Here is a 12,726-nt window from a genome sequence, read left to right as displayed (position 1 = left end):
CATGAACAAGAAGATGCGTCCCGCCTACCTGGGGGTATTGCTGGGGATTGCGCTGATCGGCCTGGGGGTCGCCTACGACGAGCTCTATTGCGACCCTCGCGAATTGCTGCAGGAGCCTGCCGACCCGCAGGCCCTGCACCGGCTCAGCCGCGACGGGGTAACTGTGGAGTTCGAAGCACGCCCATTGGCTGGAGAGGTGCTGCGCGAAGGTGGCTTTGCCAACGTGCGCTTCAAGGTGCGCGACCAGGCCAGCGGCCAGCCACTCTCGGGCATGGCCCCGGGCGCCTGGATCGACCCGGCGCAGTCGGCCCCGGTGGGTGACCGCGACAGCAGCTGCAAGGCGCGGGTGGCGCTGTTCCTGAAAAGCAGCATCGGCGCACGCCCGTTGCTGGACCTGAACAGCTACTTCCTGCTGGTGCTGAACAAGGACGCCAGCCTCACGGTGATCGACCCTACGGTGTCGGTGGGCGGGGTCACCAGCACCCTGGCGCGCATCGACCTGCCTGGGCGGCCCATGGATTGGGTGGCCAGTGGCGACGACAAGCAGGTGTTCGTGTCCATGCCCGAGCGTGGTCAGGTGGCGGTGGTCGATACCGAGACCTTCCGTCATGTAGCCACCCTTGAGGCCGGCGACCAGCCGCTGCGTGTGGCCCTGCAACCCGACCAGCGCCGCCTGTGGGTCGGCAACAACAGCGACGACCCGGCCAGGGGCGGGGTGACGGTGATCGACGTGCCCAGCCGCAGCACGCTCAAATCCTTCGCCACCGGCTCCGGGCACCACGAAATCGCCTTCAGCGCCGACTCGCGCTATGCCTTCGTCAGCAACCGCGATGGCGGCACCCTGAGTGTTATAGACACCGCCGAGATGCGCCTGGCCAAGACCCTCGAAGTCGGCCCACACCCGCTGTCGGTGGCGTATTCGGCGTTGTCCCAAGCGGTGTATGTGGTCGATGGTCGAGAAGGCAGCGTGCGGGTGATCGATGCGCGCAGCCATCAGCTGCGCCATGTGGTCCAGGCCGAGCCGGGCCTGGGGCCGATGCGCTTCAGCAGCGACGGGCGCTACGGCATCGTGCTCAATACCCTGGAAAACCAGGCTTTGGTGATCGACGCCAGCAACGACCGCTTGATCCACCGCATTCCGGTGGCGGCCGAGCCGTACCAGCTGACCTTCACCAAGGGGTATGCCTACGTGCGTGGGTTGGCCTCGCCGAAGGTCAGCATGATCAACCTGTCCAGCCTCGGCGAAGGGCGCCAGCCGATCGTCCAGGGCTTCGAGGCCGGCCCCGCAGCACCGCGCCAGGCCGGCGACCTGCCGCTGGCCCAGGGCCTGAGCGTGGCCCGCGACGACAACTCGGTGTTCGTGGTCAACCCGGTGGACAACACCACCTACTTCTATGCCGAGGGCATGAACGCACCGATGTCCGGCTACAACAACCGCGGCCACCAAGCCCGCGCGGCCATCGTCATCGACCGCAGCCTGCGCGAGCTGGCGCCTGGCGTGTACGGCTCGACGGTGAAGCTGCCGGCGGCGGGCACGTTCGACGTGGCCTTCCTGCTCAACCAACCGCAGATCATCCATTGCTTCAGCACCGACGTCGCCGCCGCGCCCTCGTCAAGCCAGCACAAAGGTGCTCGCGCCGAGTTCATTGGCGGCGAGCAACCCCGCTTGCAGCACGCGCCATTCATGGCCCAGGTGCGCATTCTCGATGACCAGGGCCAGCCGCGTGTCGGCCTGCGCGACCTGAGCCTGCGCTATTTCCTGGCGCCATCCTCGATGCCGCGCAGCCTGCCGCTGAGCGAAGTGGGCGAGGGCGTCTACCAGGCGTCGTTGCAACTGGCCGAGCCCGGTGCCTGGTACCTGCATGTGCAGTCGCCAAGCCTTGGCCGCATGTTCGCCGAAAACAACTACACCAGCCTGCGTGTCCAGCCGGCCGCAGCGTCCACCGCTTCCCAAGGGGAATCCAGGAGTGTGCGATGAACTGCCCAAGCTATGTGTTCGCCTGCAGCCTGCTGCTGGCCAGCAACCTGGCCCTGGCCCACGCCGGGCACGACCATGAAGGCCATGCCAAGCAGGCGCCGCCTGCGTTGCACCAGGAAAAAGCCAGCGTGCGTTTCGCCGATGTGTCGCTGCTCGACCAGCATGGCATGCCGGTGCGCCTGGAACAGGACCTAGTAGGCGACCGCCTGGTGGTGATGGGCTTCATCTACACCAGCTGCACCACGGTGTGCCCAGTGGTGTCGTCGATCATGAGCAAGGTCCAGCAGCAGCTGGGCGGGCGGGTGGGTGAGGAGGTGCAGCTGGTATCGCTGAGCATCGACCCGCAACGCGACGACGCCAAGCGCCTGCAAAGCTACGCCCGCGCCTTCCAGCATGGCGAGGGCTGGAGCTGGCTGACCGGCTCGCCCTATGCGGTGAGCGAGACGCTAAAGGGACTGGGCAGCTTCAGCGCCGACCTGACCCAGCACCCGCCGCTGATCCTCGTGGGCGATGGACGCAGCGGGCAATGGACACGCTACTACGGCTTCACCGACCCCAACGTGCTGATCGCCGAGATCAACCGCCTCAGTGCGCGGCGGGTGCACGCCAAGAGCACGGCCATTGCCCAGGAGGTGCAGCCATGAGCACTGCCAACCCCCACCGCCACGGCATGCGCGGCCTCGACTGGCTGACCCTGGGCGCCTGCCTGTGGATCCTCGCCTCGGTGGCCTGTGCCCACGAAGGCCATGCGCCACAGCCGCAACCCCAGGCCGCGCCGCAGCCAATGCTGAGCGGTGGCGGCACCCGCGATGCCCAGGCCTGGTTCACCGACACCTTGCTCAAGGACCAGAACGGCCGCGAGCTGCGCTTCTACAGCGATGTACTCAAAGACAAGGTGGTGATGCTCAACGTGATCTTCACCCACTGCAACGACGCCTGCCCGCTGATTACCCGCAAGCTGCGCGAGGTACGCGAGGCCATGGGCCCTGAATTGGCGGGGCAGGTGACCTTCGTGTCGCTGAGCAGCGACCCGCTCAACGACACCCCTGAAGTGCTCAAGGCGTTCGCTGCCCAGCAGGGCGTGGACGGGCCGAACTGGTTGTTCCTGACCGGCGACAAGGCCAATGTCGACCTGGTGCTGGGCCGCCTGGGCCAGTTCCTGCCCAGCCCCGAGCAGCATTCCACGCAGCTGATCGCGGGCGATGTAGCGGGCAAGCGCTGGAGCAAGATCCGCCCTGATGCACCACCCGCTGCCATTGCCCAGCGCATGCAACTGCTGACGCAACCTCTGGCGGGGCGGTAAGTGTGATGAACAGTGCATGCGGTGTTCTGGGCCTGTGGCTGGCGCTCTGCCTCCCAGCACACGCCCTGGACCTAACCCCCCAGGAGCTGGCTGGTAAGCGCCTGTACCGCGAGGGCGTGTCCAGCAGCGATGCCCAGGTCACCGCCTTGGTGGGCGCCAGCGACCTGCGCGTGCCCGCCAGCGTGCTACCCTGCGCCAGCTGCCACGGCAGCGATGGCCGCGGCCGCGCCGAAGGCGGCGTGCGCCCGCCGAGCCTGGAATGGCAGCGCCTGGCGGGCGGGCAGGGTACCCGCCAGGCCAATGGCCGCAGTTACCCGCCCTATGCCGACGCGACCCTGGCTCGCGCCATCAGCCATGGCGTCGATCCTGCGGGCAACCGCCTGGACCCGGCCATGCCGCGCTTCGACATGACGCTTGCCGACCAGCGCAACCTCGGCGCCTATCTGAAGCGCCTGGCTGAGGAGCGCGACCCCGGCGTGGAGGAGGGCACCTTGCGCCTCGGCACCCTGTTGCCGGGCAGTGGCCCGCTGGCCGAGGCCGGGCAGGTGGTGCGCGCAGTGCTGCAAGATGGCATCGAACAACTCAACCAGCAGGGCGGCCTCCACGGCAGGCGCCTGGAGCTGGTGGTGCTCGACCCCGGTAACAACGCCAGCAGCGCTGAGCACGCGCTGGAGCGGCTGCTGGGGCAGGAGCAGGTCTTCGCCCTGGTCAGCCCCCTGGCGCCGATGCTCGATCAGCAAGGGGCCGCCGTGTTGGAACGCCATGGCGTCCCCCTGGTGGGCGTTGCTCCGCGCAGCGGTGGCAGCCCCCAAGTGTTCGACCCTCTGCCCGCGCTGCCCGAACAATTGTTCAGCCTGGCCAACCATGCCCGCGAGGGCCTGGGCCTGAGTGCGGGTGCCTTGCGGGTGGTATATGCCGGCGCCGAGCAGGCCGCTGCTGCCCAGGCGCTGCACCTGCGCCTGCAGCAGGCGGGCTGGTCGCCGTCCCCGGTGCAGGCCTTCGATGGCCAGGCGGTAGCAGGCGAGGGCATCTTGTTCCTTGGGCGCGCCCAGGCCTTCGCCAGCTTGGCCTCGGTGTTGCGCGACGCAGGGCGTACGCCTTACCTGTTCGCCGCCTCCAGCCAAGTGGCGAGCGCACTGCCCGCCTTAGCGCAGCAGTGGTCGGGCAGGCTGTACCTGGCCTATCCCTATGTCCCCAGCGATTGGACCGAACAGGGCCGCGCCTCCCTGGCTGGGCTGCAACGACGCCAAGGCCTGGACGCCCGTCATGCCGCCTTGCAGGTCAGCACCCTGTGCGCCTTGCGGCTGTTGAGCGAAGCGTTGCGCCAAGTGGGGCGCGATGCCAGCCGCGAGCGTCTGGTGCTTGCCCTCGAGGGCCTGCACGGCATCGAGACCGGCCTTACCCCAGCACTGGGCTTTGGCCCCGGACGGCGCCAGGCCCTGGCCGGTGCCCATGTGGTCGCGGTGAGCCTGCCTGGGCCGCAGTTTGCGACCGCCGCGCCGTACCGGCCCCTAGCCGAACACCCATGAATGGAGGTCGCCATGCGTACCCTTTTGCTGTGCATGCTGCTGGTTGCCCAGGCACAGGCTGCGGAACTCGCCGCCGCACGGGTCAATGGCGTGGAAATCAGCGTGCTGCGCCTGGAGCGCTATTTCAGCGAATACCTGCAAGCCCAGGGCCGTGCGCTGTCTAGTATCCGCAACCCGAATCTGTACAAGCGCCTGCGTGACGAGGCGCTGGATGAACTGATCGACAAGGAGCTGTTGTGGCAAGAGGCGCGGCGCCAGGGCGTCGAGATCAGCGACGCCCAGGTGGCGGTCTATGTCGCCGAGCTGGAGCAGGCCTTCGCCAGCCCGGCTGCGTTCGAGCGCGCCCTGGCCGAGGCAGGCTTCGATAGGCCACGCTTCGCCGACTACACTCGTCACGAGATGGCCGCCCAACAGGCCTACGCACGGCTGACCCGCATCGATGAGCCCAGCCAGGCGCAGGTAGAGGCACTGCGCCAGCAACTGGAAAAAATGCCGAACCAAAGTGATAACGCTTTGGTCTCAGGGGAACAGGGGCTGGCCTTGGCCAAGTCCATGCTCGTCGGGCAATTGCAGGCCCAGGCGCGGCAATCGGTACGCCAACGATTGCGCGAGGGGGCCGTGGTGGAACGCGCGAACTGAGCGGTTCCCCAAGGTTGGGGAACCACCGCAGTTCAAAATGCCATCACTCACCCCGAATGTGGGGGAGGGCGTCTGGCCCTTCTGGGGCAGCCTAGCAAGATCAACGACTTAAGGTGTTTCGACATGACTTTTCACGCCTGGCACGAAGCCTGCTCAAGCCTCTACAAGGCCGCGCTTCGCCGACCGGGTTACCGGGTAGTTCAGGGGAGTGGGCCTTGGTGAACAGAGTTTTGGTGGTCGATGACGAGCAGACCCTTGCGCAGAACCTGCAGGCGTATTTGCAGGCGCAAGGCCTGGAAGTCGAGGTTGCCCACGACGGTGCCACGGGGATTGGCCTGGCCGAACGCCTGGTACCGGAAGTGATCGTGCTGGATTACCGCTTGCCCGACATGGAGGGGTTTCAGGTTCTGGAAACCGTGCGCAGGAACAGGCAGTGCCACTTCGTGCTGATTACCGCCCACCCGACCGTCGAGGTGCGTGAGCGGGCCGCCGAGCTGGGTGTCAGCCACGTCCTGTTCAAGCCGTTCCCCTTGGCGGAACTGGCCCGCGCGGTATTCGACCTGATGGGGCTGGAGCGCCAGCGCAGGGCCACGGACAACCCGGCAGAAGGCTTTATCGAGCGACGCCAGAACAGGAACCAGACGTTCCCCTTGCAGTTGTACGATGGCAGCTGGGTCCTGGCCGACCGCCGACACAATGGCGCCAAGCCCCCCGAACCTGACGACGACCAACTGCGCACCGGGGAATAGCGGCGCCCGCGGCCTTCCCTGAACCAGCCTGCGACGCGCCCCTGAGCGGAGTCGCAGGTCATGAGCCTTGATCAAGTCAGTACTGGCCCTTTCGCGGGCAAGCCCGCTCCTACAGGGACCGCGGCGCCCACAGAACCTGTAGGAGCGGGCTTGCCCGCGAAGAGGCCGGAACAAACCCCTGCCTACCCCCGCGAACTCCTCACCCAGGCCCGCTCCGATGCCAGCGACGACCGCCTGCTGGCCCGCCTCGAACGCCTGAGCGCCGACACCCCGGCAGTGTTCCTGCAACGCCTGGCCACCACCCTGCATTACCCCACCCTGGACAGCCAGGCGCTGTTCGCCGCACAGCCGCGCTTCGACAAGGTCAGCCTGGCCCAATGCCTGAAGCGCGAGTTCGTGCTGGTAGAGCAGGGCGGCGAATTGTTGGGCGTCTTCGCCGACCCCTTCGACACTGCGCGCCTGGCCTGGATCGACGACTGCCTGCAAGGTGCGTCGCTGCACCTGGCCCACGCCGCCGACCTCGCCGCGTTCCTGGCCCGTCACGAAGAAAACTTCCACGCCATCGACGCCCTCGGCCACGATGCCGAGCCCGGCAGCGAGGCCGACGCCCTGCAACGCCTGTCGCTGACCAGCATCAGCGAAGACCAGAGCCGGGTGGTGAAACTGGTCAACTCGACCCTGTACGACGCCCTCAAGCTGCACGCCAGCGATATCCACCTGGGCATGACCGGCCAGGGCCTGACCATCAAGTACCGCATCGATGGCGTGCTCAATGGCGCCGGCAAGGCCAGCGGCAGCGCCTTCGCCGAACAGGTGATCTCGCGCATCAAGGTCATGGCCGAGCTGGACATCGGCGAGAAGCGCGTGCCCCAGGACGGCCGCTTCAAGGTGTTGGTGGGCGAGCGGCAGATCGATTTTCGCGTGTCGATCATGCCGAGCATCTTCGGCGAAGACGCGGTGCTGCGGGTGCTCGACAAGCAGGACTTGTCCGACCAGGTCAGCGGCGTACGCCTGCAAGCCCTGGGCTTTGCCGAGCACACCTTGCAGGCCCTGCGCCGGCTGGCCAGCGAGCCCTACGGGATGATCCTGGTCACTGGCCCCACCGGCAGCGGCAAGACCACCACCCTCTACGCCATGCTCAGCGAGATCAACCACGGCGTGGACAAGATCATCACCATCGAAGACCCGGTGGAGTACCAGTTGCCCGGCGTGTTGCAGATTCCGGTCAACGAGAAGAAGGGCCTGACCTTCGCCCGCGGCCTGCGCTCGATCCTGCGCCACGACCCGGACAAGATCCTGGTAGGCGAGATCCGCGACCCGGACACCGCGCAGATCGCCGTGCAGTCGGCGCTCACCGGGCACCTGGTGTTCACCACCATCCACGCCAACAACGTGTTCGACGTGATCGGCCGCTTCAGCCAGATGCAGGTCGACCCCTACAGCTTCGTCTCGGCACTCAACGCCGTGCTCGCCCAACGCCTGATTCGCCTGGCCTGCCCGCATTGCGCCGCGCCCTGCGAGGTGGACGACGCCACCCTGGCCGCCTCGGGCCTGGCCCGTGAGCAGGTCGAGGGCTGGCATTTCGTACGCGCCCAGGGCTGCGGCCAGTGCCGTGGCAGCGGTTACCGCGGGCGCAGTGCGATCGCCGAGCTGCTGCACCTGGACGACGACCTGCGCCAGATGATCGTCGAGCGCCGCGCGCTCGCGCAGATCAAGGCGCTGGCCTGCCAGCGCGGGCTGCGCCTGCTGCGCGCCTCGGCGCTGGATTTGGTCCGCGAGGGCCGCACCACCTTGGAGGAGATCAACCGTGTCACATTTATCGCCTGATCGTTACTGCGCCGTGCTCGGCGCCGAAGGTGTCGGCCTGGGCCATTGGCACGGCAACCGCCACCAGTGGCTGGGCAGCCAGGCCTTTAGCTGCGACGCCGCGCAACCGGCTTGGGCCCAAGCCTTGGAAACCCTTGGTGCGCTGCTGCACACCCACGCAGTGAAGGGCGCGCAGCTTCGGGTGCTACTGTCGGCGCGCTACAGCCGCTTCTGCCTGGTGCCCTGGAGCGATGCCATCGGCCACCCAGGCGAATTGCAAGCCTACGCCCGGGCCTGCTTCGAAAACCTCTACGGCCAAGCGCTGGACGACTGGCGCATCGTGCTGTCGCCCGAGCCTGCTGGCGCCGCACGCATCGCCACCGCCTTGCCCGAAGCCCTGTTGCAGGGCCTGCAAGCCTTGGGCAAGCGCAGCCACCTGCACCTGCGCTCGGTTCAGCCCTACCTGATGGCGGCCTACAACCGCTGCTCGGCACAGCTGGGCCAGGGCGACTTCCTGTTCGTGCTCGCAGAGCCCCGCCGCAGCGTGCTGCTGCTGGCCGCCGGTGGCGCCTGGCAGCAAGTGCTGGCCCAGGGCTGCGCCGACAACGACCAGGCCCTGCGCGCCTTGATCGCCCGCACTTGCGAGCTGTACGGCGAACACCTGCCCAAGGTCTACCTGCACGCCCCAGGCCGCCAGGACGCCCCTGACCTGGAGGCCGTGCAACTGTGCAGCGCCATTGGCGACAGCGACCCGCTGTGCGCCATGTGGCGGGCGGTGGCCTGAGATGCGCCGCCTGGACCTGGAATTCCAGCCACGGCGCAGCAGCCCCTTGGCCTGGGCGCTGCTGGCACTGGGCAGCGCGGTGCTGGCTTTGCTGGTGCTGTTGCAGCAGCACCTGCAGCACGAGCAGGTGGCGCTGGAGGCCCGGGTACACCAGCTGGAGCTCAAGCTGGGCCGCCGCCCGGCCACCATCGCACCGCAGAACAGCGCCGCCAGCCGCGAGCAGGCCGAGCAACTGGCGCAGATGCGCTCGGTCTCGCAGCAATTGCAGCGCCCCTGGGAGCAGCTGTTCGCCATGCTCGAAGCCCAGCCCCAGGAAGACGTGGCGCTGCTCAGCCTGACCCCGGACGCCCGCAAGGGCCAGGTGCGTATCGCCGCCGAGGCTCGCAGCCTGGAGGCCATGTTGCAGTACCACCAGCGCCTGGAGCGCAGCAGCGAGCTGGCCGACGTGTCGCTGCTCAACCACGAGGTGCTGGCCGGCCAGGCCGAACACCCGGTGCGTTTCAACCTGACTGCCACTTGGGAGACCGGCCATGCGCGTCCCTAGCCTGATCCTTCACGAAGCTGTATCACGCCTGGGCCGGGCAGGGCTGGCTGGGGTGCTCGTGGCGCTGCTGAGCGTGCTGTTGGCGCTGGCGGGCGTACTGCCGCAGTGGCAGGCGGTGCGCGCCCTGCAAGCCAGCGAAGCGGATGCCCAGGTGCAGGTGCAGCGGGTGCAGCGAGGCGAACTGAAGGTGGCGGCCAAGCCCGAGCACCAGGCCCTGGACAGCCTGCGCCAGCAACTGCCTGGCCAACCCCAGGCCAGCGAGCTGATCGAACGCCTCTACCACCTGGCCAACGCAGAACGCATCAGCCTGGCACGTGGCGAGTACGCCTTGGGCATCGACCCCAAGACCCAGCTGGCGCGCTACCAGATCATCCTGCCGGTACGCGGCAGCTATCCGCAGATTCGCGGGTTTCTCCAGGCCTTGCTGGGGCAGTTGCCGACCCTGGTGCTGGAAGACCTCGAGCTGCAACGCAAACGCATCGGCGACAGCGAGCTCAATGGTCGGCTGCGCATGACCCTTTACCTGTCGAGGTCGTGATGAACACTCAGCGTGCGGTGATGTGGGCGGGGTTCCTGGGGCTGAGCGCGGCATTGGCGTGGGCGCCGGGGCACTGGTTCGGGCTGGATACCGAGGTGGCTGCCTTCGCGGGCAAGCCCGCTTCTACAGGGGCGGTGTCGTCCACCGATTCCGCGAACGACGCGCCCTCTGTAGGAGCGGGCTCGCCCGCGAAGAGGCCCCCACAGTCTCCCAAAGACCTCTTCCCAAGCCAACGCTGGGCCAAACCCCAAACCCTGGCCACTGTCACCGAGCAACCCGCCCCGGCCGCCCCCGCAGCCCCGGCAACCCCCAGCGCGCCCGTCCTGCCGTTCCAGTTCATCGGCCGCCTGGGCGACCGCGACGACCAGCAGGTGTTCCTGCAGAGCGGCGAGAAGCTCTACGTCGTGCGCCAGGGCGATGTGATCGACGACACCTACCGCCTCGACCGGGTCTCGGCCAGCGAGCTGAGCCTGGTCTACCTGCCATTGCACCAGTCGCAGACCCTGTCTGTCGGGAGCGCACCATGAATTCATCGAAGCTGAGCAAACCCGCTCCGTTCCTGCTCCTGGCCCTTTGTGTGGCCCTGGCCGGATGTGGCACCAGCGCCGCACGCAAGGACGGCCAGGCGCTGATCGAGGAGGGCCAGTACGAAGCCGGTATTGCCCGCCTGCAAGAAGCCCTGCGCGAAGACCCGCGCGACACCGAATTGAACATCGCCCTGGCCCACGGTCGCCAGCAGGCGGTGGAGGCGCTGCTGACCCAGGCCGACAGCGACCGCACCCTCCACGATTTCAGCGGCGCCCGCATGGGCTACAGCCGGGTCCTGACCCTGGAGCCCAACAACCGCCGCGCCCAGGAGGGCCTGCGCCAGCTGGAAATGATGCGCACCCTCGACGACCGCGTCGCGCTCGGCCAGGCAGCCTTGCGCCAGGGCGACCTGTTCGGCGCCGAGCGGCACATGCGCGAAGTGCTGCGCCTGGACCCGCAACACCAGAAGGGCCTGATCCTGCGGGCCGACATCGAGAACGTCCAGGCCCGCACCGCGCAGCCCTACCCACAGCTGCGCAGCCGCCTGGAGCGCCCGGTGACCCTGGAATTTCGCGACGCCAACCTCAAGACCATCTTCGAGGTGCTGGCCCAGGTGGCAGGCATCAACTTCATCTTCGACAAGGACCTGCGCCCCGACATGAAGGCCACCATTTTCGTGCGCGAGGTGCGCATCGAAGACGCCGTGGCCCTGCTGCTGGAGCAGAACCAGCTGCACCAGAAGATCGTCAACGACAACACCTTGCTGATCTACCCCGACTCGCCGCAGAAGACCAAGGACTACCAGGAACTGGTCATGCGCACCTTCTACCTGACCAGCATCGACGCCAACACCGCGCTGAACATGGTCAAGACCCTGCTGAAGACCCGCGACGTGTTTGTCGACGAACGCCTCAACACCCTGACCCTGCGCGACACCCCGGACGCTGTGCGCATGGCCGAAAAACTCTTGCAGTCCCAGGACCAGTCCAACCCCGAGGTGGTACTGGAGGTGGAGGTGATGGAGGTGGCCCGTTCGCGCATCCTCGACCTTGGCCTGCAATGGCCCAACACCTTCGGCGTGATCAATGGCGACGGCAGTGCGGTGGGGGTGCTCGACCAGCTGCGTGGCATCAACTCCAGCCGCATCACTATCTCGCCTTCGCCCCAGGCCAAGATCAATGCCCAGGACAAGGACATCAACACCCTGGCAAGCCCGGTGATAAGGGTGAGCAACCGCGAGCAGGCACGCATTCACATTGGCCAGCGGGTGCCGATCATCAGCGCCACCTCGGTGCCGTCCACCCAAGGCCCGGTGATTACCGAAAGCGTCACCTACCTGGACGTGGGCCTGAAGCTCGAGGTGCAGCCCACCGTGCACCTGAACAACGAAGTGGCGATCAAGATCGCGCTCGAGGTGAGCAACGCAACGCCGCTGGAGCCGACCCGCCAGGGCACCATCCCGGTCCAGGTCGACACCCGCAACGCCCAGACCAGCCTGCGCCTGCACGACGGCGAAACCCAGGTGCTGGCGGGGCTGGTGCGCAACGACCACAACGCCAGCGGCAACAAGATCCCCGGCCTGGGCGACATTCCTGGCCTGGGCCGGCTGTTCGGCAGCCACAAGGACGACATGAGCAAGTCCGAGCTGGTGCTGGCGATCACCCCGCGCATCGTGCGCAACCTGCCGTACCAGAGCCCGTCGGACATGGAGTTCGCCACCGGCACCGAATCCAGCCTGCAAGTGCGCCAACTGGCCCAGCCGCTGCCGGCCAGCGCCGAGCCCACCGAGGTACCGAGCGCGGGCCCGGTGGTGGAAGGGCAGATGGCCCTGGTGCCACGGAGCCCGCAGCCATGAAACGCCCAGTGCGCGGTTTCAGCCTGATCGAGGTGGTGCTGACCCTGGCGCTGCTCGGGTTGTTGGCCAGCATGGCCGCGCCGTTGGCCGAGACACTGGTGCGGCGCAACAAGGAGCAGCAGCTGCGCGAGGCGCTGTACCAGGTGCGCGATGCCATCGATGCCTACAAACGTGCCTTTGACGCTGGCTATATCGAAAAGCGCCTGAACGCCAGCGGCTACCCGCCGAGCCTGCAAGTGCTGGTAGATGGCGTGCGCGACGTGCGCAGCGCCAAGGGCGCGAAGTTCTACTTCCTGCGTCGCATACCCCGCGACCCGCTGCGTCCGGCCAAGGAGGACGACCAAGGCGGCTGGGGCCTGCGCAGCTACGACAGCCAACCGGACAACCCGCGCGATGGCGAGGATGTGTTCGACGTGTATTCCAAGGCGCCAGGCAAAGGCCTGGACGGCACGCCCTACGGGCAATGGTGACGG

General features: G+C 67.4%; 13 protein-coding genes. All 13 read left to right on the top strand.

Going from position 1 to position 12,726, the window contains the following annotated elements:
• Position 1: 1 nt before the first annotated feature.
• Entirely contained in the window at positions 2 to 1,978 is a 1,977-nt protein-coding gene (locus ACQKPE_RS00655; RefSeq protein WP_427662847.1) for a cytochrome D1 domain-containing protein, read from the top strand.
• A complete protein-coding gene (locus ACQKPE_RS00650; protein ID WP_427662846.1) occupies positions 1,975 to 2,622 on the top strand; it encodes an SCO family protein in 648 nt (215 codons plus the stop codon). The genes ACQKPE_RS00655 and ACQKPE_RS00650 overlap by 4 nt, the downstream gene beginning before the upstream one ends.
• Positions 2,619 to 3,281 carry an SCO family protein gene (locus ACQKPE_RS00645; RefSeq protein ID WP_427662845.1) on the top strand — a complete coding sequence of 221 codons (663 nt, stop codon included), beginning with the start codon at positions 2,619 to 2,621 and terminating at the stop codon, positions 3,279 to 3,281. The genes ACQKPE_RS00650 and ACQKPE_RS00645 overlap by 4 nt, the downstream gene beginning before the upstream one ends.
• Before the next feature lie 5 nt (positions 3,282 to 3,286).
• Entirely contained in the window at positions 3,287 to 4,810 is a 1,524-nt protein-coding gene (locus ACQKPE_RS00640; RefSeq protein ID WP_427662844.1) for an ABC transporter substrate-binding protein, read from the top strand.
• 12 nt (positions 4,811 to 4,822) lie between these two features.
• Positions 4,823 to 5,449, top strand: coding sequence for a SurA N-terminal domain-containing protein (locus ACQKPE_RS00635; protein WP_427662843.1), 627 nt, complete (start codon positions 4,823 to 4,825; stop codon positions 5,447 to 5,449).
• Positions 5,450 to 5,664: 215 nt separating this feature from the next.
• Entirely contained in the window at positions 5,665 to 6,198 is a 534-nt protein-coding gene (locus tag ACQKPE_RS00630; protein ID WP_427662842.1) for a response regulator, read from the top strand.
• 150 nt (positions 6,199 to 6,348) lie between these two features.
• On the top strand, positions 6,349 to 8,025 hold the full coding sequence (locus tag ACQKPE_RS00625; protein WP_427662841.1) for a GspE/PulE family protein: 1,677 nt from the start codon (positions 6,349 to 6,351) through the stop codon (positions 8,023 to 8,025).
• Positions 8,006 to 8,788, top strand: coding sequence for a hypothetical protein (locus tag ACQKPE_RS00620; protein ID WP_427662840.1), 783 nt, complete (start codon positions 8,006 to 8,008; stop codon positions 8,786 to 8,788). Before ACQKPE_RS00625 ends, ACQKPE_RS00620 begins: the two co-directional genes overlap by 20 nt.
• Position 8,789: 1 nt before the next feature.
• The gene (locus ACQKPE_RS00615; RefSeq protein WP_427662839.1) at positions 8,790 to 9,332 is read left to right on the top strand and encodes a pilus assembly protein; all 543 of its coding nucleotides are present in this window, start codon (positions 8,790 to 8,792) and stop codon (positions 9,330 to 9,332) included.
• Positions 9,319 to 9,870 (top strand): type 4a pilus biogenesis protein PilO, encoded by a 552-nt coding sequence (gene pilO, locus ACQKPE_RS00610; RefSeq protein WP_427662838.1) that lies wholly within the window; start codon positions 9,319 to 9,321, stop codon positions 9,868 to 9,870. Before ACQKPE_RS00615 ends, pilO begins: the two co-directional genes overlap by 14 nt.
• The gene (locus ACQKPE_RS00605; RefSeq protein WP_427662837.1) at positions 9,870 to 10,397 is read left to right on the top strand and encodes a hypothetical protein; all 528 of its coding nucleotides are present in this window, start codon (positions 9,870 to 9,872) and stop codon (positions 10,395 to 10,397) included. Before pilO ends, ACQKPE_RS00605 begins: the two co-directional genes overlap by 1 nt.
• Complete coding sequence (locus ACQKPE_RS00600) at positions 10,394 to 12,253, top strand: secretin N-terminal domain-containing protein (protein WP_427662836.1); 1,860 nt, start codon at positions 10,394 to 10,396, stop codon at positions 12,251 to 12,253. The genes ACQKPE_RS00605 and ACQKPE_RS00600 overlap by 4 nt, the downstream gene beginning before the upstream one ends.
• A complete protein-coding gene (locus ACQKPE_RS00595) occupies positions 12,250 to 12,723 on the top strand; it encodes a prepilin-type N-terminal cleavage/methylation domain-containing protein (RefSeq protein WP_427662835.1) in 474 nt (157 codons plus the stop codon). The genes ACQKPE_RS00600 and ACQKPE_RS00595 overlap by 4 nt, the downstream gene beginning before the upstream one ends.
• Positions 12,724 to 12,726: the final 3 nt, after the last annotated feature.

It is taken from the genome of Pseudomonas sp. NPDC089554 (genome assembly GCF_050280645.1).
Lineage (GTDB): Bacteria > Pseudomonadota > Gammaproteobacteria > Pseudomonadales > Pseudomonadaceae > Aquipseudomonas.
The sequence above is the reverse complement of the archived record's forward strand: the minus strand, read 5'-3'. Positions and strand labels throughout refer to the sequence as shown.

Bases quoted from the DNA above. Each gene is read 5' to 3' on its own strand.
- ACQKPE_RS00605 (WP_427662837.1), top strand. From the start codon at position 9,870: ATGAACACTCAGCGTGCGGTGATGTGGGCGGGGTTCCTGGGGCTGAGC.
- ACQKPE_RS00635 (WP_427662843.1), top strand. From the start codon at position 4,823: ATGCGTACCCTTTTGCTGTGCATGCTGCTGGTTGCCCAGGCACAGGCT.
- ACQKPE_RS00640 (WP_427662844.1), top strand. From the start codon at position 3,287: ATGAACAGTGCATGCGGTGTTCTGGGCCTGTGGCTGGCGCTCTGCCTC.
- ACQKPE_RS00645 (WP_427662845.1), top strand. From the start codon at position 2,619: ATGAGCACTGCCAACCCCCACCGCCACGGCATGCGCGGCCTCGACTGG.
- ACQKPE_RS00650 (WP_427662846.1), top strand. From the start codon at position 1,975: ATGAACTGCCCAAGCTATGTGTTCGCCTGCAGCCTGCTGCTGGCCAGC.
- pilO (WP_427662838.1), top strand. From the start codon at position 9,319: ATGCGCGTCCCTAGCCTGATCCTTCACGAAGCTGTATCACGCCTGGGC.
- ACQKPE_RS00595 (WP_427662835.1), top strand. From the start codon at position 12,250: ATGAAACGCCCAGTGCGCGGTTTCAGCCTGATCGAGGTGGTGCTGACC.
- ACQKPE_RS00655 (WP_427662847.1), top strand. From the start codon at position 2: ATGAACAAGAAGATGCGTCCCGCCTACCTGGGGGTATTGCTGGGGATT.
- ACQKPE_RS00600 (WP_427662836.1), top strand. From the start codon at position 10,394: ATGAATTCATCGAAGCTGAGCAAACCCGCTCCGTTCCTGCTCCTGGCC.
- ACQKPE_RS00615 (WP_427662839.1), top strand. From the start codon at position 8,790: ATGCGCCGCCTGGACCTGGAATTCCAGCCACGGCGCAGCAGCCCCTTG.